This is a genomic window from Actinomyces oris (genome assembly GCF_001929375.1).
Taxonomy (GTDB): domain Bacteria; phylum Actinomycetota; class Actinomycetes; order Actinomycetales; family Actinomycetaceae; genus Actinomyces; species Actinomyces oris_B.
The window spans coordinates 61777-83322 of sequence record NZ_MSGO01000036.1; the positions used below are offsets into that span (position 1 = coordinate 61777).

Here is a 21546-nt window from a genome sequence, read left to right on the forward strand (position 1 = left end):
GTGGTCTGGGAACAGTCATGTTCCCAGACCACCGTGCGCTGTCGGGGCGGTATCCGCGAGACTCAGGCGATGGGGGAGACCGGGGCGAGGTGCTCCACGCTCTCCCCACCAGAGATGGCCAGGTTGTTGTGGTTCTGCGCCACGTCCGTGCCGGCCTTGGCGAGCGCGTCCTCCAAGGACTTCAGTGCCGGCTTGAAGCTCGTGCTCCACTGCTCGCGGAACTCAGTGGCGTTCGTGCTCTCCCACACCGCGCTATTCACTGACCCGTCAACCTGCGTCTGGATGGTGTTAGTGGTCTCCACGTTGTTCTTCAGGGTCCTGTACAGCTCGGCGAGGGTGTCGAGGTCTGCCTTAATTGCGGCCACGGTGATCTCCTTCTTCTGAATGGGGGTTGTCTCCGCACGGGTTTGCGGATTCAGGTCGCCCGTGGTGGTGCGCCTGCCACTACTTTCTGCGATGGGGGAAGGGGCAGTCAAGAGGAAAACCGTCCTTTATTTCAATGTGGGGATGGATCCCCATCTACGTTTCAACGTGGGGATCCATCCCCATCCTTGTTTTGTGTGGGGGTAGATCCCCATGGGCGAGATATTGGGGCCTGCCTACGATGTGTCTATCCGATTCAACAGGCGTGCTCTTGATGCGTCCCAATGAATCTCCAATGCACATTCTTGATTCGCGTGAGGTATTCCCTGATGGCATCCCGTTTGTCTGGACGCGCGTCCGAGCGTCACGATCGTCATTCCGGCAAGGAGAGGCGTGTCCGCCCCCGTGAGGGCGTGGACAGTGCGCGCCTGCCGTCGGCACCGCGTGAGCGGCGTCCCCTGCTGGCCGCGCTCGCCGTGCTGCTGATCGTCGGGGGCGCCCTGCTCGCGGGCCTGCTGGCGGTCCAGATGGACAAGCGGGTCCAGATGCTCGCCGCGGCCGACACGATCCAGGCCGGCCAGACCATCGCCAAGGAGAACCTGGTCTCCGCCTCGGTCTCCTCGGACCTGAGGACCCTCATCCCCGCGGACCAGATCGATCAGGTCATCGGGCGCACGGCACGGGTCGAGGTCGCCAAGGGCCAGCTCCTGGACGCCTCCCAGATCGCCACGGCCCCCGTCCCCGGCGGGGATCAGCAGGTCGTCGGCGTCTCAGTCGCCTCCGGCCGCTTCCCCGCAGGGGGCCTGGGCGCCGGGGACATGGTCGACGTCGTGGACGTCGGCAACCAGTCGGTCTCCATCGAGGGCGCGCAGGTCCTCAAGGCCACCCCCTCCTCCGGCACGCAGGACGACTGGACCTCCGGCGCCGTCATCTCTCTCGTCGTCAAGCGCAGTGACGCCGCCAAGCTCGCCAGCGCCTCGGCCAACGGGACCATCGCCGTCGTCCAGACCGCGACCAACCAGCCGATCAAGGAGAGCTGATGCTCATCTCGATCGCCTCCGCCAAAGGCTCCCCGGGAGCCTCGACGAGCGCTCATGTGCTCGCCGCGGTCTGGCCGCGACCTGTTGTCCTGGCTGAGCTCGACCCGGTCGGCTCCGACCTGGTCTACCGCACCCACTCCCGTGAGGGGATCCCCCTGGACAGTGACCGGGGCGTCGTCTCCCTGGCCGCCGCGACCCGCCGCGACCCGGCCGCACCCCTGCGGGACCATCTCACCGTCATCGAGGGCGACCTGCCGGTCCTCGTGGGCCTGTCGCGCCCCGACCAGGCGACGGCCATCGGGGCGGGCTGGGCGGGACTGGCCGCCAGTCTTCGTCAGGGCGGGGACGTCATCGCCGACGTCGGGCGCCTGTCTCCCGGTTCTCCGAGCCTGGGCGTGGCCATGGCCTCCGATATCGCGCTGGTCGTCGTGCGTCCCGGCGTGGAGAACTACGGCCACCTGCGCGAGCGCCTGTCCTGGATCGCCGCCGAGACCTCCCGCCGCTCCGAGCAGGTCCGCCTCGGAGTCCTGCTCATCGCCCCCTGGAAGGCGCGCCACGAGGGCGGTGACCTGACCCGGCTGCTGCGAGGCAGCGGCCTGGAGATCCCCGTCGTCGGCGCCCTGGCCTTCGACCAGAACGCCGCCGACTCCCTGGCGGGCCGCCGCGCCCGGCCTCTGGGGCAGACCCTCCTGGTGCGCTCGGCCCGGACCGTGGCCACCGCCCTGGCCGGTGTGGGCGTCAACGGAGGTGCCTCATGAGCGTCGATCAGGGACTCGTCCGCGACATGCGTGAGGAGGTCGCCGACCTCCTGGCCCAGCAGCGCCGCGATGACGCCACCTCCGGCATCCCCCCGATGTCCGCCGAGGACGAGCGCCAGTTCGCCCGCGCCCTCATCGGGCGGGTGCTCGAGCAGCACGCCCGCACCGAGATCGCCGCCGGCCGCAGCCCGCTCAACGCCCAGGAAGAGGAAGAGATCTCCCAGGGCATCCACGCGGCGCTCTTCGGTGTCGGCCGCCTCCAGCCCCTGCTGGATGACAAGGACGTCGAGAACGTCGACATCAACGGCTACGACAACGTCTTCATCCAATACGCCGACGGCCGTGAGGAGCGCGGCGCCCCGGTGGCCGAGTCCGACGAGGAGCTCATCGAGCTCGTTCAGGTCCTCGGCTCCTACTCCGGTCTGGCCTCGCGCCCCTTCGACTCGGCCAACCCCCAGCTGGACCTGCGCCTGCCGGACGGCTCGCGCCTGTCCGCCGTCATGGAGGTCTGCTCGCGCCCCTCGATCTCGGTGCGCCGAGCCCGCCTGGACCGGGTGGGCCTTGATGACCTGGTCCGGCTCGGCTCCCTGACCCCGCGGCTGGCCGCCTTCTGCTCGGCGGCCGTGCGGGCCCGCAAGAACATCATGATCGCCGGCGCCACGAACGCCGGGAAGACCACCTTCCTGCGCGCCCTGGCCAACGAGATCCCGCCCGAGGAGCGCCTCATCACCGTTGAGCGCGCCCTGGAGCTGGGGCTGGGCGAGTTCGCCGACCTGCACCCCAACGTCGTCGCCTTCGAGGAGCGCCTGCCCAACTCCGAGGGCTCCGGCGCGATCTCCATGGCGGACCTGGTGCGGCGCTCGCTGCGCATGAACCCCTCGCGGGTCATCGTCGGTGAGGTCCTGGGCGACGAGATCGTCACCATGCTCAACGCCATGAGCCAGGGCAACGACGGCTCACTGTCCACCATCCACGCGAACTCCTCCTCCGAGGTGTTCAACCGCATCGCCACCTACGCCATCCAGTCCGCCGAGCACCTGCCCCAGGACGCCACCAACCTCCTGATCGCCGGGGCCGTCGACTTCGTCATCTTCCTGACCCGGGAGAACCGCTTCTCCCAGGGCGGCAGGCTGCGCCGCTACGTCGCCTCCGTGCGCGAGGTCAACGGCGTCGACGGGCGGGTCCTGTCCAGTGAGGTCTTCGCCGACGACGGGAGTGGGACCGCCCAGCCGGCCGCACCGATCGGCTGCGTCAACGACCTCATGGCGGCCGGCTACGACCCCGCCGCCGCCTACCGGGGAGGTTACGCGTGAACCAGGCCACCGCCACCGTCGCCATCCTCGCCGGTGCCCTCGTCGGGGCAGGGCTCTTCCTCCTGGTCGGCTTCCTCATGGGGGTCGACATGATTCCCCAGCGCCCCGGCCCCTCCCGTGCCCTGCGCGAGCGCCTCAAGGGGTTCTCCGGCCGGATCGTCGCCGGCCTCGCCGTCGGGCTGGCCCTGCTGGTCGCCACCCGATGGGTCGTCATGGCCGTCGCCGCCGGCGCGCTCGTCGTCGTCTGGCCGATGCTCTTCGGCGGGACCAAGCAGGAGAAGCTCGCCGCCGCCAAGATCGAGGCCCTGGCCACCTGGGCCGAGTCCCTGCGCGACACCATCGCCGGCGCCGTGGGCCTGGAGCAGGCCATCCCCGCCACCGTCTACGCCTCCGCCCCGGTGATCCGCGAGGACCTGGCCCTCCTGGCCGACCGCATGCGCGTGCGCGTCCCCCTGCCGACGGCGCTGCGCCAGTTCGCCGACAGCCTGGACGACCCCACGGCGGACCTCATTGTCTGCGCCCTCATCATGAACGCCCGCCTGCGCGGCCCCGGCCTGCGCCAGCTGCTCGGCGCCCTGGCGGACACCGCCCGCTCCGAGCTCGACATGCGCCAGCGCGTCTCGGCCTCGCGCGCCGGCACCCGGCGCTCGGCCCAGATCGTCGTCGTCTTCTCCATCGTCATCATGCTGGGCCTGGCCGTCCTCAACCGCAGCTTCGTGGCCCCCTACTCCAGCGTGCGCGGACAGCTGGTCCTGGTCGTCGTCGTCGCCCTCTTCGCCGTGGGCATGCTCTGGATGCGGCGCCTGGCCGGCGTTCAGCTGCCGCGCCGCTTCCTGACCGTCACCGCCCCGGCCGGAGGTGAGAACGCATGATCACCTGGATCCTCATCGGCGGTGCGCTCAGTGGAGCCGGCGTCCTGCTCCTCGGACTCATCCTCGCCCCGCCCGCCACCCAGCCCGCCGCTGCCCTGGCCGAGCTGGACACCCGCCGCAACGAGGGGCGTATGCGTGAGGACGTGAGGCGCCTCAACCCCTCCGAGGCCACGATGCCCCCATGGGTGGACCTCTTCAGCCTCCGGGTCACCTCCCTGGCCCGACGCACCGGGGCCGACCTCACCTTCCTGACCACTGACCTGGCCGTCGTGGGGCGCTCCCTGGAGCGGCACCTGGCCATCTCCCTGTTCACCGGGCTGGGGGCCTTCATGGTCCCGATCATCGTCGTCGGCCTCATGCAGGTCATGGGGGCGCCCCTGGGGTGGTCGGTGCCCCTGCTGCTGAGCCTCGCCCTGGGGGTCGCCGGTCTGCTGGTGCCCACGGCCCGCCTGCGCCGACAGGCCCAGGATGCCCGACGGGACTTCCGCCACGTCGTCGGCTCCTACCTGGACCTCGTGGCCATGTCCCTGTCCGCGGGGCGCGGCGTCCCCGAGGCCCTCGACGCCGCCTCCAGCCTCTCCGAGGACCCCGCCATGCTCCGCATCCGCAACGCCCTCGACGCCGCCCGGCTGCGCGGGGACACGCCCTGGGAGGCCCTGGGCCGGCTGGGCACCCAGCTGCGCATCGACGAGCTGCGAGACCTGTCCGCCGCCCTGGCCCTCGTGGCCGAGGACGGCGCCAAGATCCGCGAGTCCCTGGGCGCCCGGGCCTCCAGCATGCGCCGCCGCGACCTGTCCGACGCCGAGGGCAAGGCCGGAGAGAACTCCGAGTCCATGCTCGTAGCCCAGCTCATCGTCGCCATGGGATTCATCGTCTTCCTCGTCTACCCCGCCCTGACCGGAATCATGGGCTCGCTCTAGGGCCCGCAGTCATTCGTATTCGTTCGGATCTCTAGAAAGAAGGAACACCATGCTGTCTCTCCTCATCACCCTTCACACACTCGCCGCCGACGTGCGCGACAAGGTGGGGCGTCGTCTCCTGGACGAGGAGAAGGGGGCCTCGACCGTCGAGTGGGTCATCATCACCGGCTTCCTCATCGTCCTGGCCGCGCTCGTGGGCCGCGCCATCTACGGCCTGGTCTCCAACGCCTCCAACGGCCTTCAAGTCCCCCAGATCGGCGGCAACTGACCACCTGGGGTCGGTTCCTCATGAGGAATTGGAGAGAACGCGTCATGGGCCGCTTGAGTCAGGAGACGGGCGCCTCCAGCGTCGAGCTGATCATCTTCTTCCCGCTGCTTCTGCTGATCGTGCTGATCACGGTGCAGGTGGCGCTGGTCTGGTACGGCAACGAGGTCGCCATCGCCACTGCCCGCGAGGTGGCGCGCGAGGCGCGCGTGAACCCCGAGGCGGGCGAGCGCACCTCGGCGGCCAAGGCCAACGGCGTCGCCTACGCCCGCCGCGTCGGCGGCCGCGCGCTCACCGACATCGCGATCGACGTCTCCACCACGGGGGACGAGGTCACGGTGCGCGTCTCAGGGAAGGCCATCGACGTCGTCGCCGGACTGTCACCACGGGTGAAGGCCTCGGTGACCTCGCAGCGGGAGACCTTCCGGAGCGACCGATGAAACACATCAGAAAGAAGCAGATCCGGCGTCGCGCCATCGTGGCCGCCGGCTCGGAGAGGGGAACCATGTCCATTGAGGCAGTCGTCCTCGTCCCAGTGCTGCTGCTCATCACCATGGTGGCCGTCGCCGGGGGACGCATCGTCTCCGCCCAGGGGATGGTCGAGGCCGCGTCGCGTGACGCCGCCCGAGCCGCCTCCATGGAGCGCTCCGTCAGCGCCGCCAGCGCAGCCGCCAACCGGAGCCTGGCCCAGGCGGACACGTCCCGCGCCAGCTGCTCGGCCGGCGTCGACGTCGGAGGCTTCCGCCGGGGCGGGGCCGTGAGGGTCTCGGTCAGCTGCCGCGTCAGGCTCTCCGACCTGGGACTGGTCTTCCTGCCCGGAGCCACCGTGGTCAGGGCCGAGTCGAGCGCTCCGGTGGACCAGTGGAGGGGGACACGATGAACGGGATCCGGATTGCCAAGGAGCTGCGTCGGCACCCGGAGCGGGGATCGGTGTCCGTCTATGTCGTCATCATCGCCGCGTCCCTCATGCTGATGGCCGGACTGTGCGTCGAGGGCGGGCGCGTTCTCAACGCACGCTCCACGATGGCGGACCAGGCCGAGCAGGCGGCCCGGGTCGGAGTCCAGCAGCTGAGCATGGAGAAGCTGCGTGGCTCCGGAGTGGCCGCGACGGACCCGTCGGCCGCCTCGTCGGCGGCACGCAGCTACCTGGCCCGCACCGGCGACGCCCAGACCTCGACGGTCAGGGCCTCCTCCGACCGGGTCTCAGTCACGGTCGAACGCGACGTCCCCACCACGATGCTGCGGCTGGTCGGTATCCCCTCCATCCACGTCTCCGTGACCGGGGAGGCCCGCAACGACTTCGGCCCCAAGGAGCAGCCCAGGCCCGGCCTGCCGAAGACCGGCGACGACGGCGGCCCCAAGGAGCGGCCCAAGCCACAACGTCCCAAGCCGCAACAGCCCAAGCCACAACAGCCCAAGCCGCAACGGCCCAAGCCCGCCCCGCCCAAGGTCGACGACGGCGGCCCCAAGGAGCAGCCCAAGCCCGAACCGCCCCAGGGGGGCGACGAGGAAAGCCCCAAGGAAAGACAGAAACCCGGACTGCCGAAGGCGGGCAACGCCATCGGCCTGGAGTGGAGGCAGTAGCCATGACCACCGCATCGAGACGGCGCCGTGCCCAGGCCGCCGGCCCCCAGCGGTTCAGGGCGCCCGCGCGCAGCACCCGGCCGCCGGTGTGGCGCTCCGTGGTCGCTGGCCTTACGCTCGCCGCCATCATCATCGGCCTGCCCGCCGTTCTGCTGACCACCGTCGGGCCCCCGCCGCTGCCGACCGGCGTGGACATGAGCGCCCTGCTCGTTCAGACCGTGTCCCTCGACGTCGTCGTGGGCGTCCTCATCTGGGTACTCGCTCTGGCCTGGCTGCAGTTCACGGTGTGCACCCTGGTGGAGCTCGTCTCCGCTCTCAAGGGCCACGGCGTGCCCGGGCACGTCCCGCTCTCGGGCGGCGTGCAGTCCCTGGTGCGCCGACTCGTGGCCTCCGTCCTGCTCCTGGGGGCCGTCAGCGGCCCGGTTGCCGCGGCCGCCGCCCCCCTCACTGAGGAGCCGGCCCCGGCGGTCTCGGTGAGTCAGGGGGTCGTCTCGGAGCAGCCCGCCGACGACGCCTCCTGGGCTGATGGCGAGGCTGCGGCCTCGCAGGGCGACGAGCACGGCCAGCAGTACATGCGCTACGTGGTGGACGGGGTTGAGATCGACCCGGAGATCGGCTCCCAGCTCGTGGGAAAGCGCGTCTACATCGTCAAGCCGCCCGAGGGCCGCTATCACGACAACCTGTGGGACATCGCCGAGCGCAACCTGGGTGACGGGCGCGCCTACGCCCAGATCTACGACCTCAACGCCGGCCGCGTGCAGCCCGACGGCGACAGCCTGGAACTGGCCCGGCTCATCCAGCCCGGCTGGCTCATGGTCATGCCCGAGGAGGCCGCTTCCGTGGCCCGGGTCGAGGCCATCCCCACCGATCCGGCGCCGCCTGCTCCGGCACCGCAGACTCCGACGCCGCAGCAGGACGGCGCCCACCTGCCGGTCGGGCTCGGCCACGAGCTGCGCGATGTCACCCCCGTCCAGCTGCCGGCGATCGGCTCGCTGCTGGCCGCCTCCCTGGTCTCGGTGCTCGTCGCCAGGCGTCGTCGGCTGATGGATGCCTTCAACGAGGACTCCGCCGAGCTCGAGCGTCTCCTGCGGGTCGGGGCCGACGAGAGCCGGTCACGGCGGCTGAGCGCGGTCCTGCGCTCCCTCGACGACCTGCCCGGCAGCCCCCGCCCCTACGCCGTCGCCATCGACGACGACGCCTGCTACCTGCGCCTGGCGCGTCCCCTGACCGACGCCCCCGCCCCCTGGCGGTCCCAGGACGAGGGGATGATCTGGGCGCTGCCCGCGGGTCGCGAGCCGTCGCTGACCGAGCGGCCCTGCCCCCTGCCCGGACTGGTCACGGTGGGCCGCACGCCCACGGGTGCCGACATCCTCATCGACCTGGCCTTCGCCGACGGGGACGTGACGGTCACCGGGGACCCGGCCATGGCCGCCGAGGTCGTCTCCGCCTTCGCCCTGGAGCTGTGCACCAACCCCTGGTCGCGCGACGCCGTGGTCGTCGGGAGCGGCCTGTCCGCAGCCCTGCACCGGGTCGCGGGCGAGCGCATGCAGCCCCTGGACAGTCTCCTGGGACTCACCGCCCTGCCCGGTATCGGCGGGGTCCTGACCGGCCGGCGCCCCGAGACGCAGAAGACCTTCATGTTCGTCGGCGACGGGGCCACGCCCCCGTCCCTGCCGCCGGGACGCGACTACGCCCTGGTGCGCACCGGTGGCGACCGACCGGGGCGCTGGACGATCGAGATCGACGCCTCCGGCACCGCCCGGATCACCCCGCTGGGCATCATGGTGACGGCCTCGCGCGCCACCGAGGCGGAGGTCGCGGCCCTGGAGGGCCTGTTCGCCCCGGCCCAGGAGACCGGCGTCGACGACGGCCGCCCGCCGGTGCCCGACCCGCCCACGCCGCCCCTGGCCAACGCCGCCCTGCGCGCCGCCTCCGTGCGGATCCAGGTCCTGGGGACCACGCAGGTGGAGACGGCCGGCGCCGTGGAGGAGGCGCGCCGTTCCATCCTCACCGAGGCCGCGATCTGCGTGGCCCTCCACCCCGAGGGGATCCGCCCCTCCGTCCTGGGCGCCATGCTCTGGCCCCTGGGGGCCACCGCGGACGTGGTGGGGGCGACCGTGGAGCGGCTGCGCAGCTGGCTCGGCGAGGACCCCCAGGGGGCGCCCCACCTGCGGGAGGACGCCGAGGGCCGGCTGCTGCTGGGGCCCGGGGCCGTCCTGGACTGGGACGTGCTGCGCTCCCTGCTGGATGCGTCCCGCCGCTGCCCGCCCCAGCAGGAGGTCGAGCTGCTGACCGAGGCCCTGCGCCTGGTGCGAGGACCGATGGCCCTCGACGCCCCCGAGGGCCACTACTCCTGGCTGGCCCGGGTCCGCGCCGCACGGCAGCTCGAGGCCCTCGTCGTCGACGCCGCTCACCGCATGGTCGAGCTCATCGGGGATACCGATCCCGACGGCGCCGCCGCAGCGATCACCACGGGCCTGCGAGTGGTCGACCTCGACCAGGGGCTGTGGCGCGACCGCCTGCGCCTGGCCTCGCGCCGCGGCGCGGGCGAGCTGGAGCGGGAGATCCGCGTCCTGCTGGAGTCCGCCGGCGCCGATGACCTCCACCAGATCGACCCCGCCACCGCGGCGCTCGTCGAGGACCTCTCCCCGGGGCTCTCGGTGGGGCGCCTGCCCGCCTGAGGAGACCACCATGCAGCTGTTCATCAGTGTCCTGCGCCCCCTGGAGGAGGCCCACGAGGCCCGCGACCTCATCGTCGTCGTCCCGGAGGACGCCACGGTCGGCGACCTCGCCGCCGCCCTGGACCGCACGGTGCCCACCACCGCGCCGGGGCAGTCCCTGCGCCTGGTGGTCAACGCCGGGGAGCCGGTCAGCGCTGCGCCGTCGTCACTGTGGCACGGCTCGCGGCGCCTCGACCCGCGGGCGTCCCTGGGGTCGGGCTCCGTCCGCAACGGCATGCTGCTGGGGCTCGGCGCGGCCGTTCTTGACGACGTCGAACCGGTCGGGGTCGTCGAGGTGCGCGTCGTCGGCGGGCGCGGGGCCGGAGCGGTTCACCGCCTGAGCCTGGGCGATTACACCCTGGGCGGGCCCGAGCAGGACATCACCCTGGAGGGTGAGGCGGGTCGGGAGAAGGTCGCCGACCTGACGGTCTCCCACGGTGGACGGGTGATGCTGAGCCCGGCTCCGGGCGTGGCCGAGCGCACGGTGCCGCTTGCGCTGCCTCGCCGCCGGCCCCTGCCGGGGCCACTCGTGCTGGCGGCGAAGGAGGATGAGGCGCCCTCCGAGCGCCGTCGTCGCCGGAAGAAGCGGCGCGCCAAGCGCAAGCGCAAGAACAAGGGCGCGGAGCGGATTCTCAGCGGGCGCGAGGTCCTGGAACCCGACGGTGAGCGCCACTTCCTGGAGCTGGACCGACGCCCGCTTCAGGGGGCGACCCCCTGGCCGGAGAAGGCGGTCCTCACGGTGGGGGAGAGCCTGCTGGTGCTCGAGTACGTACCCGCCGTCGACGCCGTGACCTCCCCGACCCCGGGGGCGCCGACGATCAACTTCAACCGGCCCCCGCGCCTGGCCCGCCCGATCCGGGTCACCAAGTTCACGCTGCCGCGCGAGCCCTCGCAGGCGCGCAAGCCGCCCTTCCCGTTCGCCATGATGCTCTCCCCGCTGGTCATGGGGGGTGGGATGTACCTGGTCACCGGGCGCGTCTACTCCCTCATGTTCATGCTGTTCTCCCCGGTCATGATGATCGCCAACCTGATCCAGGGGCGCTCCACCAACCGGAAGCACTACCGGGAGGACCTGCGCAAGTACGAGGAGCAGCGCGACCAGACCGAGGACGCGGCCTTCAAGGCGCTGACCGAGGAGCGCGGGCTGCGGCGCACGGACGCCCCGGACCCGGCCGAGCTGCTGCTGCGCGCCACCGGGCCGCGGGCCCAGCTGTGGGAGCGGCGCCCCTCGGACCCGGACTGGCTGGATCTGCGGGTGGGGGTCGCGGACCTGCCCAGCGACGTCGAGGTCGACGACCCCGCCCGCGCCAAGCACGAGGAGCCGCTGCGCTGGACGGCCCCGGACGTTCCCGTGACCGTGCCCCTGGGTGGCATCAGCGTGGTCGGCGTGTGCGGGGAGCGGTGCCATGAGGTGGCGACCTGGCTGACTGCCCAGGCCGCGGTCCTGCACTCACCGGCCGAGCTGCAGATGGTGCTCCTGGTGGAGCCGGCGCGCGGCGAGCGGCCCGAGGATCGCTGGACCTGGGCGAGGTGGCTGCCCCACCTGCGCAACGCGGAGGGCATGGGGGCCCGGGCCCGGATCGGCGTCGACGACGAGACGGTGAGCCGGCGCATCAGCGAGCTGGCGGACCTGGTGCAGCGGCGCCTGGAGGCCTCCGACAGCCGCGGCCGCGGGAGCACCGACGGCGAGCAGATCCTGGTGGTGCTCGACGGCGGGCACGCCCTGCGGCTGCGCCCGGGCCTTATCTCGGTGCTGCGCCGCGGCCCCGAGGTGGGGGTGCGCCTGATCTGCATCGACCGGGAGCGCACGGCCCTGCCCGAGGAGTGCCGCGCCGTGGTGTCCACCGGGCCGGGTGCGCCGTCGGTCTCCCAGACGGATAAGGACGAGGTCGAGCGGGTCACCCTGGACCTGGTGCTGGAGGGCTGGTGCGAGCGGGTGGCCCGGGCTCTGGCGCCGGTACACGACGTCTCCGCCGCCGGGGCGGACTCCACGATCCCCACGGCCTCGCGGCTGCTGGACGTGCTGCCCCTGCCCGAACCTGGGGCCGACGCCGTCCTGGAGGTCTGGCAGCGGTGCAGCCGCACGACGAGGGCGGTCATCGGGGAGGACGCCGAGGGGCAGTTCTGGCTGGATGTGCGCGCCGACGGGCCGCACGCCCTGGTGGCCGGGACGACTGGTTCGGGTAAGTCCGAGCTGCTGCAGACCCTCATCGCCTCCCTGTGCATGGGCAACACGCCCGAGGCCATGACCTTCGTGCTCGTGGACTACAAGGGCGGGGCGGCCTTCAAGGACTGTGCGCGCCTGCCGCACACGGTGGGCATGGTGACGGACCTCGACGGGCACCTGACCTCCCGGGCCCTGGAGTCGCTGGGCGCCGAGCTGCGCCGTCGTGAGCACCAGTTGGCGGGGGCCGATGCGAAGGACATCGAGGACTATGTGGCCGCCATGGCCCCGGGGGATGAGCCGATGCCGCGGCTGATGATCGTCATCGATGAGTTCGCGGCGCTGGTCTCCGAGCTGCCGGACTTCGTGACGGGGCTGGTGGACATTGCCCGGCGCGGGCGCTCGCTGGGGGTGCACCTGGTGCTGGCCACGCAGCGGCCGGCGGGTGTGGTCTCGGCGGAGATCAAGTCGAACACGAACCTGCGTATCGCCCTGCGGGTCACCGATGAGAACGACTCCCAGGACGTCATCGAGGCCGCGGCCTCCGCCTTCATCCCGCCGTCGATCCCGGGGCGCGCCTACGCGCGGCTGGGGCATGCGAGCCTGCGCCAGTTCCAGTCCTCCCGGGTGGGGGGACGGCCGCGGGGGGCCCTGCCCCGGGCGGCGGTGCGGGCGGCGACGCTGAGCCTGGATGAGCTCTCCCGGGCCGAGGAGGCGCCCCCGGGGGTGGAGGAGGACGCCACGATCCCCACGGACCTGGCCACGCTCGTGGACGCCATGGGGGCCGCCTACCGGGCGATGGGCAAGGAGAAGCCGCACAGCCCGTGGCTGCCGCCGCTGCCCGAGCTGCTGACCCTGGACGCGGTGGAGCAGCGGATGGGGGAGCCCGGGGGAGGCGAGACCTGGGGAGGGGAGTCCGGAGGCGGGGAGCGCGCCGAGGGCTTCCTGCCGGCCCTGCCCCTGGGGCTGGAGGACCTGCCGGCTCAGCAGGAGCAGCGGCCTATGACCTGGGACTTCACGCGCGCCGGGCACCTGGGGATTGCCGGGGCACCCCGGACGGGGCGCTCCAGCGTGCTGAGAGGGATCGCGGTGGCGGTGGCCCGCTCGGCGTCGGCCGCGGAGGTCCACATGTACGGGATCGACGCTGGTAACGGGGCGCTGCTGCCGTGCCTGGCGCTGCCGCACGTGGGGGCGGTGGCGACCCGCGACCAGCCGGATCGGGTGCGGCGCGTTCTGACCCTGCTGGGACGGGAGGTGGCGCGACGTCAGCAGCTGCTGGCCACCGAGGGCTTCGCCTCACTGTCCGAGCAGCGGGCCAAGACGCCCGAACCGGGGCGGCTGCCCTACCTGGTGCTGCTGATCGACAGGTGGGACAACTTTGTGGCCACCTTCGAGAACGTCGACGGCGGGGCCATCATCGAGAGCATCGAGAGCCTCATGCGCGAGGGGGCCGCGGTGGGCCTGCGCGTGGTGGTGGCCGGGGACCGGACGGTGTTCCGCAGCCGGTTCGGGATGCTGCTGGAGGACCGGCTGCTGCTGCGGATGCCCTCCCCGGACGACTTCGACCTGGTGGGTATGCGGGCGCGCGAAGTGCCGCTGACCATGCCGCAGGGGCGGGCCTTCCGCAGCGGGCCCAAGCCTCGCGAGGTGCAGCTGGCGCTGCTGACGGACGACGTCGACGGCACCGCCCAGGTAGAGGCGATCCACGAGGCGGGCCGACTCAGCCGCGAGAAGTGGGGGGAGATTCCCCGGGAGTTCTCTGCCGGCCACGTGGACGAGCTGCCGGTCGCGATCTCTGCGGAGAAGGCCCTCGAGCTCGGGCCGCCTCTGGCGCCGGGGAGCATCGCCCTGGCCGTGGGCGGCGACGACCTGGGGCTCATCCCGGTGTCCATGGATGAGATCGGCAACGGGGTGCTGGTGGCCGGGCCTCGGCGCTCCGGGCGCTCGACGGCGCTCCTGTTCGGGGCCCAGCGGGCGCTGGACGGTGGAACTCGCGTGGTGCTGGTGCTGCCGCGCCGCTCGCCGCTGATCGCCCTGGACGGGCGCGACGGCGTTCTGGGACGCCTGGGCCTGGAGTCTAAGCCCGATGACCTCAGGGAGCTTTTGCGGCAGGAGCCTGAGAACACACTCATTGTTATTGACGATTTCGAGATGATGGGAGGCGATCATGCGCTCGGGCCCGTGATTGAAGAGCACTTGAGGACGTGCCGGGACGCGAATGGCGGTGTCCTGGTGGGGTGCGGGATCGATGAGATCTCAGGAATGTACCGGGGCGTGGTGGCCCAGGTGCGCAAGACCCGCACGGGTCTGGTCCTGGCGCCCAGGTCCTCCGAGGACGGGACGCATTTGTCAGCGAGGCTGCCGCGCTCCATCGGGGGCCCAGTCCCCAAGGGACGAGGCGTCATGGTGACAACCGCCGGCTGGTCCTGGGTGCAGGTTCCGAAGATCGACTGAGACATGACCAGTGGAAGAGAATTTCAAGGAGTTGATGAAGCCCGAGAAAGTGAATGGAATTTCTCAAATACGCAAGTGTCGACGATTCGCGACAACTTAGCTCTCGGTGCGGTACATGTGCGAGCATCAACTGCGAGATGATATCAAGGAAAGCGCGGGAATCGTTTCATAAGGAGTGAGATTATCTAATGGTGTTACCTAGCAAGTTGCCATCCGATCAGAATAATCAGCAGGAATTAGAAGTCCCTAATGCAAAAAAGGCCGCAATAGGCATAGTCCGCAATACGCTATCTAAGGCTACCCAGGAACTAGGGGCGGATTATGCGGAAACCGGGGCCTCGTCTCCGTCGGAAAGTCTTGTCAGCGGCCTTGGTGGGGATGGCAGTGTTTGGAAGTCGACGCTGGCTGATAAGATGCACGACGACATCGCAGGAATAGTCAAGCGCATTGCTGATCAGTTTTCCGCCGGAGAAGAGCGGGCAGCCTCACAATGGGGGGCTGAACCCGAGTATGTTAAATGGGATGACCCCAGAGCAAGATGGAGAATAGGATGACTTACGTTTCACTCAATCCTGAGGGTATGCAGAAAGTAATTACCGATCTGTCAGGTTATGCTGCGAAAACACGTGAACAACATAGTTCTGTAGCAAGCGCCAATGAGCGCAACGACTCCCCAGTTGAACTCTCTTCTTATTTGCAGGTCATTGCCGGCTCAGCGAGCGTTTTAGAAGACAAAGCCAAGGATCTTCAGGCACGCTTAGATTCCGCTAGGACGGCCAACGAATGCGGCCTGACGCCAGCGGGAGTGGACGGAATGATTTCATACTATATTCCGGATGGTGAGGTGGATACCAGTAAGAACGCTCTTGCGTTCAATCGTGTCGAGACCGTAAGAAGAGCTGAAGCGGATGCGGCTGCACTCTATCAGGCTAAACACTCACCTACAGGTCGATCCAGTGATGGGCGCTCATTCAGTCAGATCCTTGACGAAATGAAGGAAATGCGCGACGATCCTCTATACTCGTCGAGACTGATAATCAGTCTAGGGGAACAACTTCCTCTTGTTGAGGGTGATTACAATAAAGATGGTGCAAAGCGGTTTGTTGAAATCATGCAAGTTGCCAGGCAATCATGCACGGCTGAAACCTTAAGCTCGGGATTCGAGAACTTATCGCATATTCTCGCTGCAGCGTCTCGAAGTGACGTCAGTGGTAAACGAGTTATAAGTGGCACTGAGCTAGCAGACAAAATTTATCAGGCTGGCAGTTCTAACTATGAGAGCAGGTTAACGTTAAATGCCGCCATCTCCGAATTTTCGAACTCCAATAAGATTGGTTACATTAGCCACAACCCAAATGAGCGTCTTGCTTTCTTTGGAACAGATTTTCTGGTCAACCTAGCGAAAGCCTACGAAAAGGATGATGCTAGCAAGTCGAAAGGGCGTTCGGAGGTAATTAATGGCAGCAAATATGATGCTGATGTTCTTGGTAGTGTTATCCTCTCAATGGGAGAGGATCCTCGTGCGGTACTGGAATACATGGCAGGGTCTGGAGAAGTGGACTCGAACGGAAACTGGATTCCAAGTGAAGAAGGTCAGAAACGGTGGGACATGCTGAAGCAAAGAGGCTGGGATACTACCAGGATTGAGTACTTCATATCAGCGGTGGGCGCAGCTTCTTCCTACCGAAATACGGCATATGAAGAGGGTTCTCCGCAGTACCTTAAGGATGCTGACGCGAGGGCGACATGGCTATCTTCACAGGGTATAAGATACATGAACGAGAAAGTTAAGAAGAGCGATATAACGAAAAAAATGAAAGAGGGTGCGGCGCTCATTGTGGCGAATTCCCCAGAGGAAGTCACTGCTGTGGCAAATGGGAAACAAATCGGTGAAGGAAGTTTGGGGCCTGTGCTGCAGAACGTCGATGACAGCCAACTTGCAAAACTGCTTTATAGAGTAATGGACGACGAGGACGCGGCCCGCACGATTAGTGTGGGAGTGGGTGCTTATCAACACTCTTTGATAGAGCAGAGAATGTCTCACGACGAAAAAAGGACGAGAGAGAATATTGGGTCGCAGTATAAAATCGCCGCCGCAACGGAAACTTTTCTACGTGAAATTTCTGATAAGAAGCTGGCCGACAATAATGCGCAGACCCAAGCAGACTATGAGAAGCGTAAAGAAGGTGTTGGGCGTGCGATTGACATATTTAGCGCGGCCACAGTGCTTGGAGCCGGTGCTCTGACGGCGGGATGTCCTCCTTTGGGAGCAGCTCTTGCGGTCGGTGGCACAGAATTAGGGGCAGCGGTTTTAGGTCCCGTTGCTGCCGACGCAATTACCGGAGAAAGGCCCGATCCTCCTACGACTGCGATTCCGGAGGGGGCTGCCAGTGGTTATGATACGCTCCGTATGCGGGCGTACTCAGATGCAGCAAAGTATAATCTTCTTGATGAGAGAAGTGTTAACATGGCTAAAGATAAAGGTGTGCTTTTTGACGGAGAGGGGAATCCTGTTGGAGCGCCTCTGCTTGTCGATGATAATGGTAACCCTGTGTCTGTTGACGAGAAAGGTAGTCCTGTGCCTTCTGTCGACAGGGAGGGTAAGCCTGTTCAGGTGCATATGAATGACAAGTTGAAAGAGTACGTGCAGAAAACTAATTCGTGGTCTGACAGTGTTAATGGGGCCGACAAGGGTGAAGTGGCGGATGCTACGGTCAAAGAAATTGATAATTCCGTCATGCGGGGATCCACGCAAGCGCGCGAGTGGGTTGAGGATAAGTTTGGAGACGGCTCAAGTTTGAGGGAGTGATACAAATTCGCGTTGTTTCGTGTTCTCAGTTGCCCAGGGCTCCTCCCCGGCAGCCGAGTGCTGCGTCGATGAGGATGTGGCGCTGGGTGTCGGGGCAGCCGGCGCGCACCCAGCGCAGGCAGGAGTCGTCGAGGAAGCCGAGGTAGCCCCACGGGGCGAAGTCGTCGCGGTGGCCCCGGCTGCCACCGATCACCTCGGCCAGGGCCGCCACCGCCGCCTCTCGCGCCTGCCGCCTCACCCGGGCCGCCTCATCGCCCGGGTCGTGCCCGGCCAACGCTTGGTAGGTCACCCAGCCGGGGGGGGGCGTTCAGCGATGAAGTCTAGGTAGGTCCGCACCCGGTCCCGGGCCGACGACCCCTCCGGCAGGGCGTCGTCGGCCCGCCGGGTGCGCTCGGTGAGTTCGTCAACCGTGCACAGGGGCAGTCCGGCGTTAGGTCAAGGCGGCGCCGCCGACAAGGTCGGTTCTCGACCGTGAGGTTCGACCACGGCCGTGGCGGGGCTGGATGTTAGTGGCGGGCCGTCTCGCCTGTGCATAGCAATCAACGCTGTGGCACTGGCAATGCGCCAGCCATCATCGCCCCCTGTGATGTGGGTGACCGGCGTCGCCGCTGCGGGGTGAGGTCTTGATGCCGAGACGGGGCCTCCCCTTCTGGCTGCCCGGCCTTATTTCCTCCAGTCGCCCAGGGCTCCTTCCAAGCAGCCCAGAGCTGCGTCAACCAGGCTGTGGCGCTGGTCGTCGGGGCAGCCTGCGTGCACCCAGCGCAGGCAGGCGTCGTCGAGGAAGCCCAGGTAGCCCCGCAGGGCGAAGTCGTCGCGGTGGCCCCGACTGCTGCCGACCACCTCGGCCAGGGCCGCCACCGCCGCCTCGCGCGCCTGCCGCCTCACCCGGGCCGCCTCGTCGCCCGGGTCATGCCCGGCCAGCGCCTGGTAGGTTACCCAGCCGGTCGAGCGCTCGGCGATGAAGTCCAGGTAAGTCAGCACCGAGGTCCGCACTCGGTCCCGGGCCGACGACCTCTCCGGCAGGGCGTCGTCGGCCCGCCGAGTGCGCTCAGCCAGGTCGTCAGCAGCGAGCCGGAGCACCTCGGCGTAAAGGCCGGCCTTGCCAGCGAAGTACTTGTGCACCAGCGCCTCGGAGGCCTGAGCCTCCGCCGCGACCTCGACCAGCGAGACCTCCTCATACGGGCGGCTTGCGAAAGCCCGCCTCGCCGCGGACAGGATCAGCTCGCGGCGCTCGGCAGGATCCATGCGTAGGCGGGGGCGCTTGTCAGTACGGGACGGCACCTTGACATGCTAACGGGCGCAGCGGCACCCTTGGAGACATGGTTAGTGAGTCACCTGGAATAAGCCGTCCCGCAACCCCCGCCTGGATCGACCACGCCATCTGGTGGCAGGTCTACCCCCTCGGCGCGACCGGCGCCCCCATCCGCCCCGAACCGGGTGCGCCCCTGACCGAGCCCGGCGCCCCCGCGCGCCTGGACCGCCTGGAGCCCTGGCTCGACTACGCCGTCGAGCTCGGCGCCAACGGCCTGTCGCTCGGCCCCATCTTCGCCTCATCCACCCACGGCTACGACACCACCGACCACCTGCGCATCGACCCCCGCCTGGGGGACGACGCCGCCTTCGACCGCCTCGCCGAGGCCTGCCGCACCCGGGGCCTGGCCCTCATGCTCGACGGCGTCCTCGGGCACGTCGGCACCGAGCACCCCCTCTTCCGGTCCGCCCGCGCCGGGGGAGAGGAGCGCGGCCTCTTCCGCTTCGACGACGCCGCCGGCGGGGAGGGTGCGGACGGCGACGGGCAGTCCGGCCCCGGCTACGCGACCTTCGAGGGGCACGAGTCGCTCGCCGCCCTCAACCACGACTCCGCCGAGGTGCGCGACCTGGCCGTGCGGGTGCTCACCCACTGGCTCGACCGCGGCGCGAGCGCCTGGCGCCTGGACGCCGCCTACGCCGTCGACCCCGCCTTCTGGGCGAGCGTCCTGCCCACCGTGCGCGAGCGCCACCCCGACGCCTGGTTCATGGGGGAGGTCATCCACGGCGACTACGCCGGCTTCGTGGAGGCCTCCACCGTGGACACCGTCACCCAGTACGAGCTGTGGAAGGCCACCTGGAGCTCCCTGGCCGACGTCAACTTCTACGAGCTCGACTGGTGCCTCAAGCGCCACAACGAGCTGCTGGACCGGTTCCTCCCGGCCACCTTCGTCGGCAACCACGACGTCACCCGCATCGCCAGCAAGGTTGGGGCCGGTGGGGCGGCGCTCGCCGTCGTCCTGCTCATGACCGTGGGCGGCGTGCCCAGCGTCTACTACGGGGACGAGCAGGCCTTCCGCGGGGTGAAGACCGAGACCCTCGGCGGCGACGACGAGGTCCGCCCTGCCCTGCCAGCCACGCCGTCCGGGCTCGCGCCGCAGGGCGCCTGGATGCTGCGGCTCCACCAGGACCTCATCGGCCTGCGACGCCGCCACCCCTGGCTCGTGCGCGCCCGCACCGAGGTCACCGAGCTGGACAACCCGCGACTGTCCTACGACGCCGTCGGTGAGCAGGGCCAGCGGCTGCACGTGAACCTGGCCCTCGAGCCGACGCCGCGGGCCGAGGTGCGCGCGCCGGGCGAGGCGCCGCTCGTCGTCGAGCCGCCCGCGGAGTGACTCCCCCCAGCCTCCGTCTCGCCTGTGCCGAGCCGGGCAGATTTCGCGTAGCCGGGCAGAAATTCCGTGGGGCTACGCGAAAAATGTCCGGCTCGGCGTCCGGGTATGCAGCACGTCGCCGGCCGGGGTTTGCGACGCTCGTCTAGACCGTGATGAGTGGGAGATCGGGGTGGACCGCACTCAGGTCTTCAGGGTCGGAGGTCACCACGGTATGCCCCTGCTCCTCCGCCAGCAGGGCGACATGAACATCAACGATGTCTCGATGTCCGCTGCGTCCGCAAAGCAGACCGACGGCTCGCGCCGTCATGTCGTCCAGCGGCGCCACGTGCACACTGGGGTCCGCCAGCAGCCGTGCGACGCGGGCCTGCCGCGGACCGCCCCGCCAGGCCTGCGCCACGACTCCAGCTGGCACGCTCAGGGGCAGTCCCGCCTCCAGTGCCCGGCGAAGGAGCGCGCGGATCCGCGAGTCCCCGCGCTCAAGTGCGAGTAGCGCACCGGTGTCGAGGGTCAGGCCCTTGACGCCCTTTCTGCCGGCGGCGGTCACGCCAGCCCCAGCGCCTTGTCAGCCCAGGCCAGGTCCGCATCGTCGACGGGGCCGAGCTCGCGATCAAGGTCATCCAGCAACTGGGCGAGGTCGTCCTCCCGCTGTACACGGGCGACCGCTGCGCTGATGAATCCCGATACCGACGCCGCCCTGCCCTGTGCGACCGCACGGCGAATCGAGACGACCTGCTCGTCCGGGAGGCTCACCGCGATCTTCTGAGTCATACCAGAATCATACCAAGGGTGGCGCAGACGCCCTGTGCCCAGGTGCGCGCGCCGGGCGAGGCGCCGCTCGTCGTCGAGCCTCCCGCGGAGTGACTCCGCCCGGTCTCCGTCTCCCCTGTGCCGAGCCGGGCAGATTTCGCGTAGCCGGGCAGAAACTCCGTGGGGCTACGCGAAAAATGCCCGGCTCGGCGTCAGGACGCCGGGTGGAAGCGTGCGCCCGACGTCGGGTCGGCCAGCCAGGCCAGGGCCGCCTCGATGCGTGCGGGGGTCGAGCTCAGCAGCGGCTCGGGCAGCGCGTCCGGCGCGAACCAGCCCACGTGCGTGGACTCGTCGTCGGCCACGTGGGCGCGATCCGCGCTTCCGGGCCTCGCCCGCCCCACGAAGTTGATGTCCATGAACACGCAGTTGTCCCCGTTGGGGAAGGCGAAGGGCTCGCCCGCGGTCACGCTTGTGAGCGCCAGCACCTCCACGTCCACGCCGGTCTCCTCCAGGCACTCGCGCCGGATCGCCACCGCCGGCTGCTCGCCGGGCTCGGGGATGCCCGAGACGACCGCCCAGCGCCCGTTGTCGGCGCGCCGACCCAGCAGGAGCCGGCCGTCATCGTCGACGACGACGATGCTCACCCCCGGCAGCCACAGCATGTCATGCCCGATCCTCTGCCGCAGGGAGACGATGAACTCCGGAGTCGCCATGCCGCGAGCCTAGACGATCACTCGCCGCGGGGTGGAGGTGACCGTGCAGGTGGAGGTGCGGCCGCGGGCGCTGGTGGCTGCCAAGTGCCGCACTCGCCTAACACTTCGACCGAATCTTCATAAACGACGCGGCTCCGGGTCGATTATGAAGATTCGGTCGAAGTGTGTGGGAGGTAGGTGGT

Annotated in this window: 19 protein-coding genes; 13 read left to right on the forward strand and 6 right to left on the reverse strand. The window is 68.9% G+C overall.

The window, feature by feature from the left end; all coding sequences use genetic code 11:
• Positions 1-62 precede the first annotated feature (62 nt).
• Positions 63-365 (reverse strand): hypothetical protein, encoded by a 303-nt coding sequence (locus BKH32_RS08250; RefSeq protein WP_075249488.1) that lies wholly within the window; start codon positions 363-365, stop codon positions 63-65.
• A 411-nt stretch (positions 366-776) separates the two neighbouring features.
• Between BKH32_RS08250 and BKH32_RS08255 the strand changes: the two genes are divergently transcribed.
• From BKH32_RS08255 to BKH32_RS13605, 12 genes are all read left to right on the forward strand, one after another.
• Positions 777-1403, forward strand: coding sequence for an SAF domain-containing protein (locus BKH32_RS08255; protein ID WP_256691399.1), 627 nt, complete (start codon positions 777-779; stop codon positions 1401-1403).
• The gene (locus BKH32_RS08260; RefSeq protein WP_075249490.1) at positions 1403-2161 is read left to right on the forward strand and encodes a hypothetical protein; all 759 of its coding nucleotides are present in this window, start codon (positions 1403-1405) and stop codon (positions 2159-2161) included. The genes BKH32_RS08255 and BKH32_RS08260 overlap by 1 nt, the downstream gene beginning before the upstream one ends.
• Positions 2158-3474, forward strand: a complete 1317-nt coding sequence (locus BKH32_RS08265; RefSeq protein WP_075249491.1) for a CpaF family protein — start codon at positions 2158-2160, stop codon at positions 3472-3474. Before BKH32_RS08260 ends, BKH32_RS08265 begins: the two co-directional genes overlap by 4 nt.
• Complete coding sequence (locus tag BKH32_RS08270) at positions 3471-4346, forward strand: type II secretion system F family protein (RefSeq protein ID WP_075249492.1); 876 nt, start codon at positions 3471-3473, stop codon at positions 4344-4346. The genes BKH32_RS08265 and BKH32_RS08270 overlap by 4 nt, the downstream gene beginning before the upstream one ends.
• Complete coding sequence (locus BKH32_RS08275) at positions 4343-5266, forward strand: type II secretion system F family protein (RefSeq protein WP_075249493.1); 924 nt, start codon at positions 4343-4345, stop codon at positions 5264-5266. The genes BKH32_RS08270 and BKH32_RS08275 overlap by 4 nt, the downstream gene beginning before the upstream one ends.
• A 49-nt stretch (positions 5267-5315) precedes the next feature.
• Positions 5316-5534, forward strand: coding sequence for a hypothetical protein (locus BKH32_RS08280; protein ID WP_075249494.1), 219 nt, complete (start codon positions 5316-5318; stop codon positions 5532-5534).
• A gap of 44 nt (positions 5535-5578) precedes the next feature.
• Positions 5579-5971 carry a TadE/TadG family type IV pilus assembly protein gene (locus BKH32_RS08285; RefSeq protein WP_081376752.1) on the forward strand — a complete coding sequence of 131 codons (393 nt, stop codon included), beginning with the start codon at positions 5579-5581 and terminating at the stop codon, positions 5969-5971.
• Entirely contained in the window at positions 5968-6411 is a 444-nt protein-coding gene (locus tag BKH32_RS08290; RefSeq protein WP_075249496.1) for a TadE/TadG family type IV pilus assembly protein, read from the forward strand. Before BKH32_RS08285 ends, BKH32_RS08290 begins: the two co-directional genes overlap by 4 nt.
• On the forward strand, positions 6408-7115 hold the full coding sequence (locus BKH32_RS08295; protein WP_256691405.1) for a TadE family protein: 708 nt from the start codon (positions 6408-6410) through the stop codon (positions 7113-7115). Before BKH32_RS08290 ends, BKH32_RS08295 begins: the two co-directional genes overlap by 4 nt.
• Before the next feature lie 2 nt (positions 7116-7117).
• Positions 7118-9796, forward strand: a complete 2679-nt coding sequence (locus BKH32_RS08300; protein WP_075249497.1) for a bacterial transcriptional activator domain-containing protein — start codon at positions 7118-7120, stop codon at positions 9794-9796.
• A gap of 10 nt (positions 9797-9806) precedes the next feature.
• Positions 9807-14453 (forward strand): FtsK/SpoIIIE domain-containing protein, encoded by a 4647-nt coding sequence (locus BKH32_RS08305; RefSeq protein ID WP_075249498.1) that lies wholly within the window; start codon positions 9807-9809, stop codon positions 14451-14453.
• 550 nt (positions 14454-15003) lie between these two features.
• Positions 15004-17262 (forward strand): DUF6571 family protein, encoded by a 2259-nt coding sequence (locus BKH32_RS13605; protein WP_143222774.1) that lies wholly within the window; start codon positions 15004-15006, stop codon positions 17260-17262.
• Positions 17263-17287: 25 nt separating this feature from the next.
• Here the strand turns inward: BKH32_RS13605 and BKH32_RS08315 are convergent, their stop codons facing one another.
• Positions 17288-17551: a hypothetical protein gene (locus tag BKH32_RS08315; RefSeq protein ID WP_256691407.1), complete on the reverse strand. Its 264-nt coding sequence runs from the start codon at positions 17549-17551 to the stop codon at positions 17288-17290.
• 374 nt (positions 17552-17925) lie between these two features.
• A complete protein-coding gene (locus tag BKH32_RS08320) occupies positions 17926-18543 on the reverse strand; it encodes a TetR/AcrR family transcriptional regulator (RefSeq protein ID WP_075249500.1) in 618 nt (205 codons plus the stop codon).
• Positions 18544-18581: 38 nt separating this feature from the next.
• On the opposite strand from BKH32_RS08320, the gene BKH32_RS08325 reads away from it, so the two are divergent.
• Positions 18582-19904, forward strand: coding sequence for an alpha-amylase family protein (locus tag BKH32_RS08325; RefSeq protein ID WP_075249501.1), 1323 nt, complete (start codon positions 18582-18584; stop codon positions 19902-19904).
• Positions 19905-20046: 142 nt separating this feature from the next.
• Here the strand turns inward: BKH32_RS08325 and BKH32_RS08330 are convergent, their stop codons facing one another.
• From BKH32_RS08330 to BKH32_RS08340, 3 genes are all read right to left on the reverse strand, one after another.
• Positions 20047-20448, reverse strand: a complete 402-nt coding sequence (locus tag BKH32_RS08330; protein WP_075249502.1) for a type II toxin-antitoxin system VapC family toxin — start codon at positions 20446-20448, stop codon at positions 20047-20049.
• The gene (locus tag BKH32_RS08335) at positions 20445-20672 is read right to left on the reverse strand and encodes a toxin-antitoxin system antitoxin subunit (protein ID WP_075249503.1); all 228 of its coding nucleotides are present in this window, start codon (positions 20670-20672) and stop codon (positions 20445-20447) included. Before BKH32_RS08335 ends, BKH32_RS08330 begins: the two co-directional genes overlap by 4 nt.
• A gap of 191 nt (positions 20673-20863) precedes the next feature.
• A complete protein-coding gene (locus BKH32_RS08340; RefSeq protein WP_075249504.1) occupies positions 20864-21364 on the reverse strand; it encodes an NUDIX hydrolase in 501 nt (166 codons plus the stop codon).
• Positions 21365-21546: the final 182 nt, after the last annotated feature.

Coding starts and splice junctions, on each gene's coding strand:
- BKH32_RS08340 (WP_075249504.1), bottom strand. CDS start 21,364: ATGGCGACTCCGGAGTTCATCGTCTCCCTGCGGCAGAGGATCGGGCAT.
- BKH32_RS08285 (WP_081376752.1), top strand. CDS start 5,579: ATGGGCCGCTTGAGTCAGGAGACGGGCGCCTCCAGCGTCGAGCTGATC.
- BKH32_RS08325 (WP_075249501.1), top strand. CDS start 18,582: ATGGTTAGTGAGTCACCTGGAATAAGCCGTCCCGCAACCCCCGCCTGG.
- BKH32_RS08290 (WP_075249496.1), top strand. CDS start 5,968: ATGAAACACATCAGAAAGAAGCAGATCCGGCGTCGCGCCATCGTGGCC.
- BKH32_RS08295 (WP_256691405.1), top strand. CDS start 6,408: ATGAACGGGATCCGGATTGCCAAGGAGCTGCGTCGGCACCCGGAGCGG.
- BKH32_RS08305 (WP_075249498.1), top strand. CDS start 9,807: ATGCAGCTGTTCATCAGTGTCCTGCGCCCCCTGGAGGAGGCCCACGAG.
- BKH32_RS08300 (WP_075249497.1), top strand. CDS start 7,118: ATGACCACCGCATCGAGACGGCGCCGTGCCCAGGCCGCCGGCCCCCAG.
- BKH32_RS08265 (WP_075249491.1), top strand. CDS start 2,158: ATGAGCGTCGATCAGGGACTCGTCCGCGACATGCGTGAGGAGGTCGCC.
- BKH32_RS08260 (WP_075249490.1), top strand. CDS start 1,403: ATGCTCATCTCGATCGCCTCCGCCAAAGGCTCCCCGGGAGCCTCGACG.
- BKH32_RS08275 (WP_075249493.1), top strand. CDS start 4,343: ATGATCACCTGGATCCTCATCGGCGGTGCGCTCAGTGGAGCCGGCGTC.
- BKH32_RS08335 (WP_075249503.1), bottom strand. CDS start 20,672: ATGACTCAGAAGATCGCGGTGAGCCTCCCGGACGAGCAGGTCGTCTCG.
- BKH32_RS13605 (WP_143222774.1), top strand. CDS start 15,004: ATGACTTACGTTTCACTCAATCCTGAGGGTATGCAGAAAGTAATTACC.
- BKH32_RS08280 (WP_075249494.1), top strand. CDS start 5,316: ATGCTGTCTCTCCTCATCACCCTTCACACACTCGCCGCCGACGTGCGC.